The organism is Streptomyces cucumeris (assembly GCF_024295805.1).
Classification (GTDB): Bacteria; Actinomycetota; Actinomycetes; order Streptomycetales; family Streptomycetaceae; genus Streptomyces; species Streptomyces cucumeris.
In genome coordinates, this window is sequence record NZ_JANCLX010000050.1 from 13,706 (window position 1) to 31,621 (window position 17,916).

Consider the following 17,916-nt stretch of genomic DNA (forward strand, 5'->3'; position numbering starts at 1 on the left):
ACCCCATGGGCTTCTGCAACCTGCCCGTCGCGGACAAGGTATGCGCGATCGGTCGCGGGGCCAAAGGCGCGGCCGACTTCGTCTCCAATCCCGGCAAGGTGATCGGTGACTGGATGGCCACAAGCGCCGGAGAACTCGCTGCCGCGGCAGCTGACCTGGCGGCAAAGGCTGTGAACACCACTACCAACGTCGATTTGAACGCGGCCTGGTTCCGGGACAACTACCAGATGCTGCTGCCGATCGGCCTGACCATCCTCGTCGGCACCTTCTGTGCGCAGCTCATCCGGGCCGCCGTGCGACGCGACGGACAAGCCCTCACTCAGGCCGTCACCGGCACCGTCTCCGGCGTGATGTTCGTCTTCTGCGCCATCTCCCTGACCACCGTCGCCATCGAAGTCACCGATGCCCTGTCCGACGGGCTCTTCCAGGCGTCCCACCTGTCGATCGCATCCGCGGTCCGCCGTATCGTCAAGGTCTCCCAGATCGCGGGCCTCGCCGGGATGGGCTGGCTCGTGGCGGTAGTCGTCGGCATCGGGGCCGCGATCGGAGCCTTCCTCTACTGGTGCGTGATGATGGTCCGCAAAGTGGGCATCCTCGTCCTCGTCACGCTCGCTGTCTTCGCTGGTGCGGGTGGCGGCTGGGAGGCCACCCGCCGCTGGCGGCGCGGCTGGATCGAAGCCACCGCCACCCTGGTGTTCAGCAAACTGCTGATGACCGTGATCTTCGTCCTCGGTATCGCCGCGATGGGCAAGAGCGAAGCCAAGGACGGTATCGCCGCTCTGGCCGACGTCATGGCGGGCATCGTCATCATGGTCCTGGTGCTGCTCTGCCCGTACGCCACCTTCAAGTTCGTCCACTGGGCGTCCGAAGGCACGGACGGAGAGTCGATTCACCGCGCCGGTGGCGCCGGAGCCCAGCTCGCAAGACAGCATGCCGAGAAGGCCACGCGCAAGGCCGCCGCCGCGGTCACCACCGCCGGAACGGGCGGCGCGGCAGCCGCAGCGGGCGGCGCACCGCAGGGTCCCGACCCCGCGGGCGGCGGATTCCCCGGCGACATCGCCGCCAACCCCACCGGAGGCGGTGGCCAGGAAGGCCAAGGCTCCCCGGATTCCGGAGGCGACGGGCTCAAGAACGGCCTGGAGAAGGCCGTGCAGCCACCTCCGACCAGCCCCAGTGACGACACCAGCAGCCAGGCGGACGGCAGCCCGGCGCCAGGCGGATCCGGCGCAAGCGCAGCGTCGGGCCAGGGCGGCGGATGGCAGTCCACTCCGCCGACCACGACCCCGCCGCCGCAGGGCGCACCGCCCTCCTCCGGCTCACAGAACGCCACATCCGGCGGGACGGCCTCCCCGCCGCCACCTCCGGCCGGCCTCTGATCTCCTGCCCGACACCCGGGGGCGGGGAGGTGACCGCCACCTCCCCGCCCCCGGGTTCCACCCGCGCCTCCAGGACCCGCCCCTTGACTGCCCCCTCCGTCGCCCCGGTCACAGTGCGATTCCCGCACCGGTCCCGCCGCGGCATCCTCCTCGGCCTCTCCCTGCCCCAACTCGTCCTCGTCTCCTGCACACTGGCGCTGCTGCTGATGACGGTGATCTCCACCGGGCTGCTCGGTGCCGTCGCCCTGGCACCGCTGTGGGTGGCATCCGGTGCACTCATCGCGATTCGCCGGCACGGCCGTTCCCTCATCGACTGGGCACCGATCGTCACCCGGTACGCGCACCGCCGCCGTACGGGCCAGACTCACTGGCTGGCCCGGCCCTTGACCCGGCCCCGGCAGGACGGGGTCCTTCATCTGCCCGGCACCGTCGCTTCCCTGAAGGTGGTCACTCCCGGTGACTCCGCCAACGACGCCTCCGCGGTCCACGATCCGCATCAGCAGACCCTGACGGCCATCGCCCGGGTTTCCAGCAGAGCGTTCGCGCTGCTGGAAACCACGACCCAGAACCACAACGTCGCCGGGTGGGGGCGGGCCCTGGCCGGCATCGCCCGTACCGGACACGTTGCCACCGTGCAGGTCCTGGAGCGCACCGTCCCCGACACCCGCGACACCCTCGCCCGGCACTGGAGCCAGCAGGGGCACCCCGAGACGCCGGTGGCCGGACAGGTCTACAGCGAGCTGGTCGCCTCCGCCGGACCGGCCGCCGCCCCGCACGAGGCGTACCTGGCGATATCCCTTGATCTCAGGGCGGCCAAGCGCCTCATCAGCCAGGCCGGGGGCGGTCTGCCCGGTGCCTTCACCGTGCTGGAGCAGACCACCAGCTCAATCGCGCAGGCCGCGCGCAGCGCGGGATTGATGGTGACCGGCTGGCTCTCGGCGCGCGAGATCGCGGCCGTCATCCGCACAGCCTACGACCCCAAGGCGCTGTCCGGCCTGCAGCAGTGGTCGCAGTCCGGGCAGGCCGAGGCCGACCCGGCCGCTGCCGGGCCGGTGGTCCAGGTCGAGGAGTACGACCGGCTCGCCACCGACTCCGCACGGCACGCCACCTACTGGGTCGAGGACTGGCCGCGCACCGAAACGAGCGCGGGTTTCCTGCACGGTTTGATGTTCACCGCCGGGGTCCGCCGCACCCTGTCCCTCATATACGCCCCCCAGGGGCTTGAGTCCGCGATGCGCGACGTGCAGCGCAAGAAGGCGGCGATCATCGCCGACGCGAACGAGCGGTCGCGGCGCGGGCAGGTGGACTCCGAGGCCGACAGCGTCGAGTACGCGGACGTGAAGACCCGCGAGCGCCAGCTGCTCGCAGGGCATGCCGACGTCGCCCTGACTGGACTGCTCACCGTGTCCGCCGAGACCGACGCGCTCCTCGACGCCGCCTGCGCGCAGATCGAGACCGCCGCCGTCACCGCCCAGGTCGACCTGCGGCGCCTGAACTTCCAGCAGCCCGACGCTTTCGCGCTCGGCGCCCTCCCGTTGGCCCGTACTGCCCTGTAACCCCCGCACCGGCCACCCGCCGACGTCCTGCCGCCGTGGCAGGAAGGAACCTCTCCCCGTTGACCTCTGACATCCCCGTCGGCGACGCGCACCCGTACCTGCGGGCCGCCAGCGCCGGCATCCGCCACCACTCCCGCACCCTCGCCCCGCGCGATGAGCACCCGGCCTCGGCCACCGACCGCGTGCATCTCGACGTGCTGCACGCCCACCTCACCGCACTGCACCAGCTGCTCGACCAGGTAGCGGAGACCACCCGGCCCCCGCATCCCGCCGCCGGCCGACAGCTCGCCACCGCTCACACCCGGCTGTGGCAGGCCGCCGCGGCCATCCACAACGCCTTCCACCTTCTGCCCGCGAGGGACGTGACCGCGTCGGGCACTGAATGCCGCCCCGAGCGCCTCCCTGAAGGCCCGCCCGTCCTGACCATCTGCCAGCGCCACCTCGCCGCCGGCCACGTGGTACGCCGCAAGACCACCCCGGCTGACCTCAACACCCCGGCGCCCGGCCACACCACCACCTGCGCCCAGTAGCTCCACCACAGAGAGGCTTCATGCGCAAGCTCAAGCGCTCCACCTCCACCGCCGCCCTCACCGGCACCGCCGCCCTGGCCACCGCCACGCCCCTGCGTGTCTGACCTGCAATGGCGCGCCTTGAATTCCGTCACGTGAAAGCCACCCCGTCATGAGCCACCGGCCCGCGCGCCGCGCCCACCGAGCCAGCGCCAGCCCCCTGTTCACCCCGCACGGCACCGACCGCGCCTCCCGCAAAGTTGCCCGCCGCCAACTCGCCGGCGCCGCCGCGAAGGCCCGTACCGAAGCAGCCGCCCACACCAGCGGCGCCGGCGTCGAGGAATACGAGATGCCGGCGCCGCTCTACCCGTCCACAGGACGGCCTGGCCCCGCCTCCTCACGCAACAACAAGATCAAGCTGCCCGCGCACCGCATGACCACCGCCACCGCTTCCGGGGCGTACCCGTTCCTTGCCGAGGGCGGACTCGGCGCCGAGGGCATCTACATAGGCCGTGACGTCCACGCCGAAGCATCGTTCGTCTTCGACCCGTTCGCGTTGTACGGCCGCGTCGAGGGATTCACGAACCCCAACCTCCTGCTCGCCGGCGTGATCGGCCAGGGCAAGAGCGCCCTCGCCAAGTCCTTCGCCCTGCGTTCGGTCGCCTTCGGATACCGGGTGTACGTCCCGTGTGATCCCAAGGGCGAGTGGACGCCGGTCGCGGAAGCCCTCGGCGGCCGGTCCGTCGCCCTCGGTCCCGGACTGCCGGGACGCCTGAACCCCCTGGACGCGGCCCCACGCCCGCAGAGCGTGTCCGAGGCCGACTGGGTCGGTGAGATCCGCAAGAGACGCCTTCTCCTGCTCGGCTCCCTGGCCCGCACCGTCCTGGGCCGGGACCTGATGCCCATGGAGCACACCGCCCTGGACGTCGCCCTCGACGCGGTCGTCACCCGCGCCGCCGCCACCGGCCGCACCCCGCTCCTGGGCGACGTCGCCACCAACCTCAACAACCCACTGGCACTCGACGAGGCCGCCGGGATGATGTCGGGCCAACTCGGCGAAGCAGCCCGCGACCTGGCTCACGCCATGCGGCGCCTGGTCCATGGCGACTTGGCGGGCATGTTCGATGCCCCCTCCACCGTGAGCTTCGACCCGACCGCGCCGATGCTCACCATCGATCTGTCCCGCCTCGGCGGCAGCGGGGACGACACCGCGCTCGTCCTCGCGATGACCTGCGCCTCTGCCTGGATGGAATCCGCCCTCTCTGACCCCAGTGGCGGCCGGCGCTGGATCGTGTACGACGAGGCGTGGAGGCTGATGCGACACGTCGGCCTGCTCCAACGAATGCAGGCCCAGTGGAAGCTCTCCCGCGGCCTCGGCATCGCCAACCTCATGGTGATCCACCGGCTCAGCGATCTGCTCACCGCCGGCGACGCCGGATCACAAGGCCGGGCACTGGCGGAGGGACTCCTCGCCGACTGCAGCACCCGGATCATCTACCGCCAGGAGACCGACCAACTCCACGCCGCAGCCTCCCTGCTCGGCCTGTCCTCTGTCGAGATGGACGCCATCGCCCACCTCAACCGGGGGCGCGGATTGTGGAAAGTCGCAGGTCGGAGCTTCATCGTCCAACACGTGCTGCACAGCCATGAACTGGCACTCTTCGACACCGACGCCCGAATGCATTGAGGAACAGCAACTCCGTGCCGCTCCTTCATCGCCCGCCCCACCACCGGTACGGGATACACGGGCATCATCCACGTCCAACTCGACGGCGTGCCCAGCCACCACCTCCCCCTGCTCCTGGCCGCCTACCAGTACAAGTTCGGCCGCGACATTGAGGCCATGTCCCGGCGCCGCATCGACGACGTGGCCGTCGGCTGGGATGAGCTCGGCACCCACCTCCTGGACGACGCTCCGCCCGCCCTGGTGAACACGCTGACCGGCGGCGAGCGCTGGCCCAGCCCGACCCTCGACCACCTGGTCACCCCGGACGGGTCACGACCGCCAGCGAGCAGGACATGCAGTGGGGGTACGTCCTGCACACGGAGGGTGCGAGGTGATCAGCCTCCTGCACGAGGACATCGGCCCGGTCGTGAGCTGGTCCACCGACCCGCGCACCGCCTTCAACGACCACCCGGCGGCCTGGTCCTCCCTTGACGCCCCGCCCGCCACCTGCGCACCGCGCGGAAGTCGGCCTCAGAGCGCTCCCGCCGCAGCCCCGGCAAAGGCGGGCTCCTCGCGCCCCGCCGTCGGCCGCTAGTTCCCCCTCGCCTTCCCGGAGCCTTCCCTGCCCTCGCACACCACGCCCCTGATCACCGTCGTCATCGCGAGCCGCCTGCGCGAAGACCGGCTGGACTACCTGACCGCCATGCACGCCAGCCTCACCCGGCAGTCCGTGCCGTGGGAGGCCGTGATCGCGCTCGACGGCGCGTCGCCCGACCGCCTCCCGGCCCCGCTCGCACAGGACCCCCGCGTTCGCACGCTGACTTTGCCCCGGCCGGTGGGCGCTGCCTGCGCCAGGAACCTGGCCCTCGGCCATGTACGCACCGAATACACCAACTGGGCAGACGACGATGACCTGTTCCCCGACGACGCGATGGCCGTACGGCTGGAGATCCTGGAGTCGACCGGGGTCGGCTGGTGCGCGGGATGGAGCGAGGACCAGCACACCGACGGTTCGACCACCCTGTGGCGCTGCCCCACGCCGCCCGGCCGGCACGAGGCCGGTGACGTGTGGACGTACTGGAGGTCGCCGACGGACACCATCCCCATCGGGCCGACCACGATCCTCGCCCGCACCGACCTGGTGCGCGCCGCGCCGATGGGCGGCCTTGTCCAGGGCGAGGACTACTGCGCGGCCCTCGGCGTCACCGCTCTCGCCCCCGGGATTCTACTGCCGGTCCCCGTGTACAGGTACCGCAAGTGGAACGGGCAGATGACAGCCCAGGCCGGGTACGACCAGCTGGAGACAGCGGCCCGAGAGCACGCCTGGACGTACGGCCGCAGCCTGCGCGCCATCCTGCGCCGCGAGGACCTGGTCCATGGCTGAGGCGCAGATCATCCTGTCGCACAGCCGGGAGTCCGGCATCGTCGCCATCGCCTCGGGCGAACGGTACCCGTGGGCGAACACCGCCCTCGCGGAGAGCGGCTTCCGGCGGGACGACGACGGCGTCTGGCACCTACCTGCGGACGGTACGCAGAGCACCGTGGTCGACCTGGTCACGTGCGCGAAGCAGCACCGCACCAGCGTGCACACGAGTAAACGCCGTTTCATCGGCGACACGGCCGGCGACCTCGCCCGCCTCCTGCCCGGCCGGTGGAACGCCTCGGTCGAGATCTACTCGCACCCCGCCTGGCAGGAAGACCTGGTCCCCTGGATTTGGGACAGCGGCGAACTCGGCCGTGGCCTCCAGAGCGAGCGCATCCCCTTCGCCGCCACCCTCACCGACGCTGTCCACGGCACCACAGGGCGGGCGGCCCAGGCACTCACCGACCGGTACCTCCCGGTCTACGAACAGGCCGTCCACGCCCGCCAGACAGCGGAAATCGCCGCTGCACTCGGGGACATCCGCTCCGAGCACGACACCTGGCAGGCGATGAAAGCCTCCGGCCGCTACAGCGACGCCACACCGCTGAGCGCCGCCGCTCTCGGCGCCGCCACCGAGATGTTCCTCGACCACTCCTGGCGTCGCTTCCTCACCGTCCTCGACCACGCCCCGACGCTGCTGGACCGATGCCGACCGGCAACCAGCTCGTGGCCCGACGACGCCGCAGCCCTCTCCCGCCTGGCCGACGCCGTGATCGATGCCGAGGCCCTGGTCGATGACATGGTCCACGGCGGCTCCGTGCCGGAGCAGGAGCGCCGGGCACGCGCGGGGTCGGCCATCGAGACCTGGCTCGCCGAAGGTGAAACGTTCTTGCGTCAGGCCCGCATCAGCGCACCCCACCGCCGCCCAGCCCTGCCCGTCACCGCGCCAGCCCTGCCCCTCGCCGCAGTCCGGCCCGCGCTCCACGGCCCGTGACCCTTCCGCTCCACGCCCCGAGGAGAACCCCGCTCCCTTGCCGCCCGGCACCCACTTCGCCTTCGGCGACCACGAGGAACACGGCTTCGTGGCCTCCTTCACCGCCTCCCTGCCCGCCCATCTCGCCCATTGGTACCTGGAGCGCGAGCAGTTCGAGCCCGTTCCCGCAGAGCCCGGCCTGTACCGGCTCAGCGAGCCCGAGCGCGACGGAGTCCGCCGCACCCGCCAGGCGGTCCACGACCTGCGCCGCCACGGCTACACCGTGCAGGCCGACATCCGCCTCGACCCGTCTCTCTCGGCAGGCCCGCCACGCCCCGCCCGGCCCAACGGACTCCAGGAGCGCCGCAGTCGTCTCGCCCAGGCCGCCACCGGCCGTACGACGCTGCGCTCTGCACCGCCCAGCACCTCCCCGCCAGCCGCCCGGCCGATCCCTCCGAAGCCCACCTACGCTCCGACCGTCCACCTGACGGCCACAGCCGGCGGGCGATCCCGATGACAGTCCTGAACGGTCCGGCTCCCGACAGCCCCGCGCAGGCGATCCCCGAACTGGCCAACACAGCAGAGAACTTCCGCTTGAGAATGGCGGTCATTGATTGCGAGGCGGAAGCCGCGTTCGACGCGACCCGCGACCGCCATGGCCGTACCGTCCACGCGGGCGCCGCGACAGCCGCACGAGCCCACCGCGACACGGCGGCGGTCGAGGCGTACTCCACCCACCTCGCCCCGCACGCCGAGGCTCTCCTCGATACCGCCCGCCTCGCACTCGACGAACTGCCCCCAGCCCGGCACCTACCTGGGTGGCGGGCCGTCCTGGACGGCCTTGCTGCCTCCGCTGCCGAGATCGGCCGGGCCCTCGACCGACCTGCGGCCCCCGGCTCCCGGGACGAACGCACCCAGCACGCCGCCCTGTGGCCGCACCTCACCGCGTGGGCGGACCACGGCTCCATCGCCAACAACCTCGCCGACCAGCGCGACGGCCAGCACCACAAGGCTCCGCTGACCGACGAGGAACAGCAGATATGGACCGAGAGGGCCCAGGCCGCGCAGCGGCGCGGCGAGCTGGAGCTGACCGAGTCGTGGTACGCAGCCGACGGGCAGCCGATCACCCTCGCTCACCTGGTCGAAGGCGACGACTCCACGGTGGTCGCGCTGCGCGGCGATCCGGGGGTACCGGGCTGGCAGGCGATCGGGCACTACGCCCACGAGCTGGAGGCGGGGAAGGTCCTGCCCGCTCCGGTCCCGCCCGGCGTGCTGCACGCGGACGTCTCCCGGTTCAACCACCCAGCACCAGCACCGGAATTGTCCTTGCAGGACCTCATCCGCGACGTCGTCGAAGGCCACAGTGCCGGTGACGCATCGACTGCTCTCCTCGCCGCCGTCCAACGAGGCTACAACGCCGGCCCCATGGTCCGCCTGCAGGAACTCCTGCAGACAAGCGGCCAGTTCGCCAGTGCCCTGGAGACCGTGCAGAGCCGTCAGATCGCCGCCCGCCTCTCAGCGCTGAGCCGGCAGATCGAGTTCCTCACCCGCGAGGTCGAAGAAGCGGCCGAGGATCTGGGCGCGACCGTCGCCGTCCTGCCCCCGCACCGCACCCCCGTGCTGCACGCCCGCCCGCGCCCGGCCGTGGACACCACACCACCCGCGCCACCACCCCGCGCCACACGACCGCCCGCCACCGATAGACCGCCGAGAAAGCTCCCGTTGCCCCCGACCGCACTCCCGGTCCCAGCACCGCGCATCACCTACGACGCGGTGCTGGGCAGCCCGTACGTCGCCCGCCTTCTCGGCGACACCCTCACCCGGCCGCGTTCCCAACAGCATGGTGACCGGGGCACGCGCCCCCGCGCGGTGGGGCGGAAATGCGTCAGCTCTGCACTCGGATGGCGCCACGGGTCAGCCAGTACGGCGCAAGTACGGTGAGCCCTGCGAGAAGCACGGAGAGCGCCGCCGAAGGCATCCGGGGGGCTGCGATGGCGAGCACGATCACGACCACGAGGACTCCGAACACGTGCCCGCTCATACCCCGTGCGCGCGGGCGAGGTAACGCAGCGATTTGCAGATCTACCGTCAGACATGACTGGGCCCCATTCGGTTACAAACAGGACTTTCGGGCGGAACCCGGATATTGGGCGCCCTTCGTTTGAAAGCCATTCCATCGGCGCCATCGGTAAACACAAACCCGCGACCAGGCAGCAGCCCCCCTGCCTGCGCGCCAACGCCGTTTCACCTACGAAAGCGCGGCACCAAAGTGGTTCCGCCGAGTAGGGCCGCAGGGCATCGGCGGCAAATTCCGTCGGAGTGAAACGGTCTCGATCTCATAACGAGACGATCTTGTGGGCGAAATCCGGGGCGCGCAGAGGCTGATCCTCTCGATCGGCGTCGGGCAGTCCGCCGGTACCGCCCTGGCCGGATGCCTCGCCGAGCAGCCTCTCGCCACCGCGGCATTCCCGGCCGGCGGTGCGGCCTTCGCCCTGACCGTGCTTCTCGCCGCGCGCCGACAGCTACGCCCTGCCGAACAGTGGCGGCGCAGCCGTCACCGCCGCACGCTCCGAGGCTGGCACAAGACGTCCTGATCAGGGCGCACCCCCACCTTCCACACTCTTTTTAGGAGATCGAATTATGGCCGTGCGTACGCACTGGACCGTGGAGCACGCCTGCTCCCACAGCGTGGATCATGACCTGTCCAATCGTCCTGCCGACAAGCGGGCGGGATTCGCCCGCTGGCTCGCGTCGAAGGACTGCACCGACTGCTGGAAGGCGACGCGCAACGCCGACTCCGCGTCCAAGAAGAAGTGGCTCGCAACCAAGCGGGCCGAGGAACAGGAGGCAGCCGTCGCGTGGGCGAAGCAGTTCGACATGCCAGATCTGGAAGGCCCGGCCAAGGCCCTGGACTGGGGCGAGCGCTCCCGCCATCAGCTGATGACGGCCGGGCACACCGCGCTCGTCGTCGAAGGCACGTGGGACGAGGCGGATTGGGCGGAGCTGGAAGAGAAGGCCCGGGGCATCAGCAGTGCCGCATGGTGGATCGACCAGCGCGATGCCGACGGCACTGACCTGCTCGAACTCCTCGACGCGGCCAGTGAGGCGGACCGTGGGACGGAGAATCCGTTCCGCTGACGGCGGGGCAACATAGCCGGAGAACGCCGGTTGGCCAAACCGGCGTTCCTCCGGACTATTGATGCTCCCACCTCGCCAGCCCCTGCGTGGAAGGAACTCATGTCCCAGCCCCCGCCCACCTCGGCGTTCGCACCGACGCCTGACCCGCTCACTCCCACCCGGGATATCACCCACGCCCACTTCCAGGCCGGTGACACCGTCGTGGTCCTGAAGGGGGTGGCCGACGGGGAACTGTGGGGAGACGCGATGCGGGTCGTCGTCCCGTCCTGGCACACCCCGACCGACGAGGACGGGTGGCGGCTGCGGGATGCGACCGGCGGCGCCCAGTCCTACGTCACTGCCCACCCCCGCTATCTCGTGCACCTCTCGCGCCGGTGCCCGGACTGCCTGATCTATCTGCGGGCCATGGAGGACACCCTCCTCGCGCGGTTCGCCGGCCGCGACGAGCTGATCGACTGCGGCTGGTACACCACCACCGCCCTGGGCCAGCTCGTCCACGTCGCGGACATCCGGGGCGGCCGGTGATCCCCCGCGTGCACGTGCGGACCCACACGCCGCAGGACCCGCTCGAAGAGGCGCTGGGGCGGCCGGTCTCACCGAACGAGGGGCTGACGGAGCACACGATCGTCGCTCACTGGCCCGGCCTGGACTACTTCACCCTGGACGATGAGCAGAAGACCTGGACGTCGGTCCAGTGGGCCGAGCACCTCGAAGAGGCCCTCTTGGGGCACCCGTTCGCCGCCAGCCCCGACGACGACCGGCGGGCGATCCTCCACGTCGATGTCCGTCTGCACCCGGACGACCGGGACCTGACCGGGCCGGAGTGGGCCGAGGTCGCACACCGGCTCGCGCGGGCCGCCGGCATCGAGATTCCCGGCAAGGAAAGCGGCTGCCGGTGGATCGCCGTCCAGGCCCAGCCCGGGCGCCTCGACCTGATCGCCAACCTGATCCATCTCGACGGTGCCTGGCACGCTCCTCCCGTCAACACGGGACGGCGCTTGGCACATGAGACGCGTCGCATCGAACAGGACCTCCACCTGATCCCCGTCCGGTCCGAACCCCTTTCGCGGCCTGCTGTCCGCACGGTGCTTACGGCGTCGGCTCAGCTCGCGACCATCCTCGCGCAGCTGGCCGACGAACAGGCTGGCCCGCTGGCTGCGGTGCGCGGACTCGTCGAGCACGCCTCGCACCGGATCGCCCGCCAGCCGGAGGCCGCCAGCACCGATGCGGCACACCGCCTGGAGCTGATCGCCCGCCGCCTCCACGCCATCCAGCAGGACCTGGACACCACGGCAACCCGCCTGGTCCAGCCCCGTGCCGTCCCGGCCCCGGCCGCCCTCCGGCACAACGCCCACCGATCGCCGTAGGAAAAACGTCTCCTCGCCCCGCACCGACCGCTTCCTGGACATCCGCCGCGACCCGCACTCCGACGAACCCCTCGCCCGCGGCGGCGACCCCGAGGCGCACAGCGTTCTCCAGCGGGCGGGCTTCGTCGCCGTCGTCCGCGTCCACGAGACGTACCACCGTGTCCCCACCGGCCTGGTCGAGGACGACGAGTCCCGTCTCGCCACCGACGCCGTCGGCCGCCTGCGAGCAGCCGGGTACCACGTGGACTGCGACGCGGCCTTCGACGCCGACTCGCGTCCGGCCAGCTACCTGCCGCTGGGCACCTCCGTCGCCCACGTCGCCGAGCGCCTTCGTGAGGCCACCACCACGGATGAGGCGGCCCAGGCGCTGACCGAGCTGACCGCTTCCTACGACGGCGTCATCGCCGCGCTGGAGAACATCCTGGCCGCCGCCGACTTCCACGACGGGCTCGGCCAGGCGGCCGACCCCTACATCGCCCGGCGGCTGCGCTACCTCGCTGACTGACACCTTCGCGTCATCCGTACCGACCTCTCCGAGACCCGCAGCCAACTCGCCGACCGGCACGCCCAGCACCCCGGCCGCAGCACCTGCACGGAGGAAGTCCCGCCCACCGAGCACGAGCGCTCCGCCCCATGCGCCTGCGCGCCATCGCCGCGCACCCTCCCGGCCCCGCCGCCCCCGCTGGCCGCCGGACTGCGCCGCTGACTCCCACCTCGCCCAAGGACACCATGCCCGACCACTTCGACACCTCCGAGCGCCTCACCTCATACGCCGACGTCCTCGCCGGCGAACTCCCCGATGCCTGGACCAGCTCCCACCTTCCGCCGGAGGCCAAGGACGACCTCGCCGAACTCGCCGACCGGATCTGGGACCTTGACCTGATCGCCGCCTCCCTCACCGAGCACCCGCTCCAGCAGGCCGCCGTCCTGAGCCGCCCGGACGGCGCCCAGCTCGTCGTACTGGAACGCCACGACGAACGCGATGGCTTCCTCATCGCCGCCGTCGCCCCCCGCGCCCTGCCCGACGAGGCATACCACGGCGTCTCCGAGCCCAACGGCATCACCCTGGTCGACGACCCGTTCCTGAGTGCCGAGCAGATCGCTGGCGACCTCCTTGCCCGCTACGACAGCGCCCTCGCCCAGGTCCGGCACAACGCCCTGGGCGGCATTCAGCCCTCCCAGCCGGACCGGGTCGTCCTGACCTGGCAGCAGGACGGCAGCGTCGCCACCGCCCCCGCCGACGACCGCGCCGACGCGGTCCTCACCTCCCACGGCTTCGTCCAGGACCCGCAGAGCGGCATCTACCGCCTGAGTGGTGACGACACCCAAGCCCAGGCCCGTGCCCTGCGCGAGATCGGCCCGCGCCTCGACGCACTCGGCATCGGCACCGCTCTGCAGCACCCCGCAGGCCGGACCGCCCCCACCGCCGCCCCCGCGTCCGTGCCGCCCGTCCCGGCCGACCCCCGTACGCCGGCCACCCGGTCTCGGTGAAGCAGACACCGCCACCTCCATGAGCGAGGCCGCGCGCGCCATCCTCCACGCACGTAATCACGCCGCGCGCCCCGCGCAGCGGGCGATCGCTGCCCCGCCACCGCCGGGTCGCGCCCAGCCGCGGTATCCCGTCGCCGCTGACACCGGAGAACTACATGGCCAATCTGGCCGACGAATACGGTACGGACGTCGAGATCTACATCAAGGCCCTGACGACCACCATCCATGCCGACACCCCGACCGGCGCCCCCGCCCAGCTCCACGACCTGCTGGAACGCCTCGGCCTGGAGCGTCACGCCTACCCCCAGGAGGCGCCGCTCTACATCTGGCACACCGTGCCCGAGCACCTCGACGCCGACGAGCAGAAGCGGCTGGCAACCCGCGCCATCCCCGCGCTGCTGGTGGCCGGGTACGAGGTCAACTGCACACCCGACGTCTTCGACGAACTCGCCTACCAGCAGGCCGTGCTGGACCTGCGTAACCGAGCGCGCCGCCCTGCCGCTCGGCAACCGGCACCGTCCAGCACCTCCTCGCCTCCAACCCCGGCCCGCCGAACGCCATAAGCGCCTGGGTGGCCCCGGCACCGCGCCGGGGCCACCCGCCTCCCACCCGAAACTCGGAGAAACCCGTAGCAACCCGCACACCCCCACCGATCAGCAACCGGCTCAAGCCCCGACTGGCCACGGCCCTCTTCCGCCGTTACCTGCGCGCCTGCATTCCGACCGGCCCTGACCGCACCTCGCCGCTGGCCGGCGCCCGCCCACAGGCCGTACTCACCGAGACGCAGCGCGTCGGACAGCGCCACCACCACTGAACCGTCCCCCGACCCGGAGGAGCATGTCCCACCCCACCACCTACGCAGTGAGGCTGACCGACGAGATCACCCGCCAGCTCGGTCAACTAGCCGACCGCCTCTCTCAACTCCCCCCGCCCCAGGCCGCACAGGTCATCGCCCGCGTGCTCGACCCGGACTCCGGAGTCCTCGGTGGCGTCACCCACCTCGTCGCCACCGGGAGCGTGTTCGCCAAGGACCAGGCAGAGCGAGGAGCCCTCCCGCCGGAAGTGTGGCTCGCCCTGGGCCGCGCCTCGAACGAACTGCACAACATCGTCCTCGACCTGGACGAACACCAAGACAGCCTCCAGCTCGCCGGCACCACTCCGGCCACCACAGGTGCGAAGCCGCCGGCACCCGCACCGCTCGTCGCCCGGCGGCACCGGTGAAGAAGAAGCAGTGGCCAGGCTGGGGACCCGGTGAACAGGCCGAGCAGCACTACCTCGTCCAGCCCCGTGTCCTCGCCGGCGGCGGCGACGTCCGGCACGTCTCCGAGTTCCCGCGTGCCTCGGGATGGCGGGACAAATCCATATCCGGTGGCCCCCTGTTCATGGAGAGCCCGGACCGCACGGTCCGCATCGCCTACGACCCTTGCGTCCTGCCTGGCGGGTGGACCATCCACGGCAGAGCAGACGGCGGCAACGGCGAGTGGTCGGCGCACCTGGGCCGGCAGACGCCGGTGGAGATCGTCGCCGGCCTGACCGACGCCCTCACCCGTCCCCGATCCGCACACGCCCCCAACGTCTGGGCACCTCTGCAGGAGCAGAACTGGCACACGCGTTCCAAGGGCGAGCACTACGTGGCGACCAGCCCCGACGGCACCGCGTGGATGCAGTACCACCAGGACGCCGACGGGTCGACGATGTGGTGGACCGGAGCGAAGGACGAGCAAGGCAACGGCTGGACAGCCCACTTCACGCCGAACACCCCCATGCACCTGGTGCAAGCCTTCTCCACCGAACTCGCCAGCCCGGACCACGTGATGCGCCCGCGCGGACACGTTCCGCACAGCGCGCAGATCCGCACCTGGTCGGTGTCCGTCAAACCCTCCCAGCTCAGTGCGTGGCAGCAGGCCCGGATCACGGCCGCCCGAGCCGCCACCTGGGCCCGGGACAGCCCCCGCAGCACCCGGCCGCGTACCAGCGCCCGTCCCTACACCCCGGCCGGCGGCGCACGCACCCGCCGCTGACCACAACTGCCCCGCCCCGAGGAGCCCGATGCCCGCACTCACCCCGGACACCATCCGCACCCTGACCGAAACGCTCGCGGACCTTACCGACTACCTGCGGGAGAACCCCGACCCCGCTGAGGCGCTCGCTCTCGTCGAGCCTCTCCTCGACGAGTACACGGGCCTGCCCGTCCAGTTCGCCGACACGCTGCGCGCCCTCGCCCGCGGCGTACAAGAGAACCCGGACACACCGCGCACGACGCAAGCCGACCTGCTGATCACCGAACTACGCACCGCCGCGTGGGAACTGGCCGACCAGCACACCCTCCACTACGTGCTGGACGATCTCCGTGATCTGTACGGCAGTTCGCCCACGAGCGAGGCGGGGTGCTGCTGGTGCCGCTGAGCGAACGGCAGCTCGCAGCCTTCGCCGACAAGCAGGCCACGCAGATCCCTTACGACACCAGCCCTCGCCACCTCGCCGGCCCTGGAGACGCCCGCCACGTCACCCACGGTCTGGCCGCCGCTGGATGGAACGCGGTCTCCGACCCCCTGAGCGCCGAGTTCGTCCTGGTGAGTCCCGATCTTCGCCACCGGCTCCAGTTTGACCCCCAGTCGCGCACCTCGGCATGGTGGCGGCTACGGGCTGAGCCCGTCGGCACCGAGCCCGGCTGGTATGCCGAGTTCGGCGAGCACGTGCCTTCCGAAGTCCTCGCCGGCCTCACCGACGCGCTCGTCGCCCAAACGCCTACCGAGCCAAAGGGCCCACTGGCCGTGCTGGACGCGGCAGGCTGGCTCATTGACGGCCGCGGAGTCGCCTACAGCGATCATCCGAGTTGCAAGGTGGAGCGCCTCCCCGGGCAGGGCGCGGGCACGGTGCCGTGGCGCGAACAGGTGCGAGTCGCCTGGAACATCGTGGTGAGCGATCTCCCCACCGACGTCGGCAGCCGTGGCACTCACCTCTGGCACGCCGCCTTCCACCGTTACACGCCCGAGCGCCTCGTGACGGCCTTTCTCAAAGCGCTCACCGACCCCGCGCCGTTGCAACGCGGATTGTTCGACTGCACGGCCACCTACGGGGTGACGCAGAAGCCCAGCCCGCTCACTCCGCAGCAGACGGTTGATGCGCACACCACGCGAGTCAAAGCACTCCGTGCGAGGCCCGCTCCGCACGCCGCCAGCAGAAGACCCCCGTGACCGCCCCGGCCCCCGCCAGCACCCGCGGCCGGCCGCTCGCCGCTGAACCGACAGGACCTCTCCCATCTCCCGAAACCACCGAGCACACCGCGACTCCCTGCGCCACCTCGACCACTACGTGCGCGACAGCAAGAAGATCCTCGACGCCTGGGATACCTACTCCGACGAGCACACCGACCTCGACGGCTGGCCCCACGACGACGACGCCTACGGCCTGCGCGCGAGTCAGCGCGACGCCGACACCGCCGAGGCGTTCGAGACGCTCCGCTACGGCGCCCGGCACCTGCTGGCCACGGCCGAGACACAGCTGACCCGGCTGCCGGAGAACACGGTCCAGAGTCGCTGGGTCTATCAGCTGGGCGTCCTACGCAACGCCCTCGACCGGCTCGACGAACTGCACGAGCAGTGGCTGCTCACCCGCGACGCCCTCCCCGCCACGGCCAAGCCCGGCACGCCGGACTTCGATGGCGCCCTCGCCGAGCATCACGCCGAATCGTGGAGCTACCTCGACGACTGGGCCACCCACGGCAAAGCACTCCGGGAGATCAACACCGCAGCCCGCAAGGCCCGTTCACCCCTGGCCCCCACACCGGCCCTCGCACCCGCCCAGCGAACCGCGGCACGGAAGTGACCATGTCCCCGGCACCCGAGACCGTCGAGGTCGACTTCATCGCCCCGCGCCACCTCGCCGGCGGGGGCGACCCCGCCTGCTCCACGTTGCCGAGCCGAACCGGCCCGCCTGGTACGCGAGCTTCGGCGCCCGGACCCCCGTTGAACTGATCGCCGCGGTTACCGACGCCCTCACCGATCCGGCCCCCAACGCCGATGCGCCGTGCGATCCATACGGTGCACTCCGGCAGAACGGCTGGACACCGTCCGGCGACAGCAGCCTCGCTTCCCCCGACAGGACGGCATTCGTCGAGCGGCTGGGAACACCGGCTGACCCTGGAGCCTGGTTCGCCACCATCACCCTCGGCACGCACCAGGTCTGGCAAGCCCGCTTCGGAGCTCACACCCCGCCGCCCCTCGTCGCCGCGTTCACCGACGCGCTCTCCGACCCGAAACCGGTGCACCGCACCGACAGCGGGCGCAATATGCCGACACTCGACCCGGACGTCGTCACCCGTCAGTTCATCAACGTACCTGCCGCGTACGTCACCGGCGCGCTAGAAGACCGCGTCCGCTCCCTCGCTGCCCGGCGCACCGCCACGCCGCCGGTCGCGATCCCCTCGCCCCAGGCGCCGCCCAGGCACGGCCGCACCCGCTGACCCTCCTCCCCG

The 17,916-nt window shown here is 71.3% G+C and carries 22 protein-coding genes and 1 pseudogene; all 23 read left to right on the forward strand.

From position 1 onward, the window contains the following. Positions 1-5: 5 nt before the first annotated feature. The 23 genes and pseudogenes from NMK44_RS39145 to NMK44_RS42545 all read left to right on the forward strand — a co-directional run bounded on the left by NMK44_RS39145 (position 6) and on the right by NMK44_RS42545 (position 17,904). Positions 6-1,376 carry an SCO6881 family protein gene (locus NMK44_RS39145; RefSeq protein ID WP_254752486.1) on the forward strand — a complete coding sequence of 457 codons (1,371 nt, stop codon included), beginning with the start codon at positions 6-8 and terminating at the stop codon, positions 1,374-1,376. 83 nt (positions 1,377-1,459) lie between these two features. Beyond that, positions 1,460-2,932: an SCO6880 family protein gene (locus tag NMK44_RS39150; protein WP_254752488.1), complete on the forward strand. Its 1,473-nt coding sequence runs from the start codon at positions 1,460-1,462 to the stop codon at positions 2,930-2,932. A 59-nt stretch (positions 2,933-2,991) separates the two neighbouring features. Continuing rightward, entirely contained in the window at positions 2,992-3,462 is a 471-nt protein-coding gene (locus NMK44_RS39155) for a DUF6238 family protein (protein ID WP_254752490.1), read from the forward strand. A gap of 151 nt (positions 3,463-3,613) precedes the next feature. After that, positions 3,614-5,128 (forward strand): VirB4 family type IV secretion system protein, encoded by a 1,515-nt coding sequence (locus tag NMK44_RS39165; RefSeq protein ID WP_302889143.1) that lies wholly within the window; start codon positions 3,614-3,616, stop codon positions 5,126-5,128. A gap of 370 nt (positions 5,129-5,498) precedes the next feature. Next, entirely contained in the window at positions 5,499-5,702 is a 204-nt protein-coding gene (locus NMK44_RS39170) for a hypothetical protein (RefSeq protein WP_254752494.1), read from the forward strand. A gap of 48 nt (positions 5,703-5,750) precedes the next feature. Beyond that, positions 5,751-6,491: a glycosyltransferase family 2 protein gene (locus tag NMK44_RS39175; protein ID WP_302889146.1), complete on the forward strand. Its 741-nt coding sequence runs from the start codon at positions 5,751-5,753 to the stop codon at positions 6,489-6,491. Next, positions 6,484-7,464: a hypothetical protein gene (locus NMK44_RS39180; RefSeq protein WP_254752497.1), complete on the forward strand. Its 981-nt coding sequence runs from the start codon at positions 6,484-6,486 to the stop codon at positions 7,462-7,464. Before NMK44_RS39175 ends, NMK44_RS39180 begins: the two co-directional genes overlap by 8 nt. A 37-nt stretch (positions 7,465-7,501) precedes the next feature. Continuing rightward, entirely contained in the window at positions 7,502-7,960 is a 459-nt protein-coding gene (locus NMK44_RS39185) for a hypothetical protein (protein ID WP_254752499.1), read from the forward strand. Next, positions 7,957-9,384 carry a hypothetical protein gene (locus NMK44_RS39190; RefSeq protein WP_374215408.1) on the forward strand — a complete coding sequence of 476 codons (1,428 nt, stop codon included), beginning with the start codon at positions 7,957-7,959 and terminating at the stop codon, positions 9,382-9,384. The genes NMK44_RS39185 and NMK44_RS39190 overlap by 4 nt, the downstream gene beginning before the upstream one ends. A 413-nt stretch (positions 9,385-9,797) precedes the next feature. Next, a complete protein-coding gene (locus NMK44_RS39200) occupies positions 9,798-10,037 on the forward strand; it encodes a hypothetical protein (RefSeq protein ID WP_254752503.1) in 240 nt (79 codons plus the stop codon). A gap of 46 nt (positions 10,038-10,083) precedes the next feature. Next, the gene (locus NMK44_RS39205) at positions 10,084-10,581 is read left to right on the forward strand and encodes a hypothetical protein (protein ID WP_254752505.1); all 498 of its coding nucleotides are present in this window, start codon (positions 10,084-10,086) and stop codon (positions 10,579-10,581) included. 99 nt (positions 10,582-10,680) lie between these two features. Further along, positions 10,681-11,106, forward strand: coding sequence for a hypothetical protein (locus NMK44_RS39210; RefSeq protein ID WP_254752506.1), 426 nt, complete (start codon positions 10,681-10,683; stop codon positions 11,104-11,106). Continuing rightward, entirely contained in the window at positions 11,103-11,948 is an 846-nt protein-coding gene (locus NMK44_RS39215; protein ID WP_254752508.1) for a relaxase/mobilization nuclease, read from the forward strand. The genes NMK44_RS39210 and NMK44_RS39215 overlap by 4 nt, the downstream gene beginning before the upstream one ends. Further along, a complete protein-coding gene (locus tag NMK44_RS39220) occupies positions 11,896-12,453 on the forward strand; it encodes a hypothetical protein (RefSeq protein ID WP_254752510.1) in 558 nt (185 codons plus the stop codon). Before NMK44_RS39215 ends, NMK44_RS39220 begins: the two co-directional genes overlap by 53 nt. 224 nt (positions 12,454-12,677) lie before the next feature. After that, positions 12,678-13,439 (forward strand): hypothetical protein, encoded by a 762-nt coding sequence (locus NMK44_RS39225; RefSeq protein WP_254752512.1) that lies wholly within the window; start codon positions 12,678-12,680, stop codon positions 13,437-13,439. 155 nt (positions 13,440-13,594) lie between these two features. Continuing rightward, complete coding sequence (locus NMK44_RS39230) at positions 13,595-14,002, forward strand: hypothetical protein (RefSeq protein ID WP_254752514.1); 408 nt, start codon at positions 13,595-13,597, stop codon at positions 14,000-14,002. 274 nt (positions 14,003-14,276) lie between these two features. Further along, on the forward strand, positions 14,277-14,660 hold the full coding sequence (locus NMK44_RS39235; RefSeq protein WP_254752516.1) for a hypothetical protein: 384 nt from the start codon (positions 14,277-14,279) through the stop codon (positions 14,658-14,660). Next, entirely contained in the window at positions 14,657-15,460 is an 804-nt protein-coding gene (locus NMK44_RS39240) for an SPDY domain-containing protein (RefSeq protein ID WP_254752518.1), read from the forward strand. Before NMK44_RS39235 ends, NMK44_RS39240 begins: the two co-directional genes overlap by 4 nt. A gap of 28 nt (positions 15,461-15,488) precedes the next feature. After that, positions 15,489-15,845, forward strand: coding sequence for a hypothetical protein (locus NMK44_RS39245; protein ID WP_254752520.1), 357 nt, complete (start codon positions 15,489-15,491; stop codon positions 15,843-15,845). After that, positions 15,827-16,636, forward strand: coding sequence for an SPDY domain-containing protein (locus NMK44_RS39250; protein WP_254752522.1), 810 nt, complete (start codon positions 15,827-15,829; stop codon positions 16,634-16,636). Before NMK44_RS39245 ends, NMK44_RS39250 begins: the two co-directional genes overlap by 19 nt. 118 nt (positions 16,637-16,754) lie before the next feature. Continuing rightward, positions 16,755-17,267, forward strand: a complete 513-nt coding sequence (locus NMK44_RS39255) for a hypothetical protein (protein WP_254752524.1) — start codon at positions 16,755-16,757, stop codon at positions 17,265-17,267. A gap of 76 nt (positions 17,268-17,343) precedes the next feature. Continuing rightward, positions 17,344-17,646 (forward strand): annotated as a pseudogene (locus tag NMK44_RS42540) (SPDY domain-containing protein); the annotation flags it as partial. Positions 17,647-17,703: 57 nt separating this feature from the next. After that, positions 17,704-17,904, forward strand: coding sequence for a hypothetical protein (locus tag NMK44_RS42545; protein WP_308358786.1), 201 nt, complete (start codon positions 17,704-17,706; stop codon positions 17,902-17,904). Positions 17,905-17,916: the final 12 nt, after the last annotated feature.

Bases quoted from the DNA above. Each gene is read 5' to 3' on its own strand.
- NMK44_RS39145 (WP_254752486.1), top strand. From the start codon at position 6: ATGGGCTTCTGCAACCTGCCCGTCGCGGACAAGGTATGCGCGATCGGT.
- NMK44_RS39165 (WP_302889143.1), top strand. From the start codon at position 3,614: ATGAGCCACCGGCCCGCGCGCCGCGCCCACCGAGCCAGCGCCAGCCCC.
- NMK44_RS39180 (WP_254752497.1), top strand. From the start codon at position 6,484: ATGGCTGAGGCGCAGATCATCCTGTCGCACAGCCGGGAGTCCGGCATC.
- NMK44_RS39190 (WP_374215408.1), top strand. From the start codon at position 7,957: ATGACAGTCCTGAACGGTCCGGCTCCCGACAGCCCCGCGCAGGCGATC.
- NMK44_RS39205 (WP_254752505.1), top strand. From the start codon at position 10,084: ATGGCCGTGCGTACGCACTGGACCGTGGAGCACGCCTGCTCCCACAGC.
- NMK44_RS39210 (WP_254752506.1), top strand. From the start codon at position 10,681: ATGTCCCAGCCCCCGCCCACCTCGGCGTTCGCACCGACGCCTGACCCG.
- NMK44_RS39225 (WP_254752512.1), top strand. From the start codon at position 12,678: ATGCCCGACCACTTCGACACCTCCGAGCGCCTCACCTCATACGCCGAC.
- NMK44_RS39230 (WP_254752514.1), top strand. From the start codon at position 13,595: ATGGCCAATCTGGCCGACGAATACGGTACGGACGTCGAGATCTACATC.
- NMK44_RS39235 (WP_254752516.1), top strand. From the start codon at position 14,277: ATGTCCCACCCCACCACCTACGCAGTGAGGCTGACCGACGAGATCACC.
- NMK44_RS39245 (WP_254752520.1), top strand. From the start codon at position 15,489: ATGCCCGCACTCACCCCGGACACCATCCGCACCCTGACCGAAACGCTC.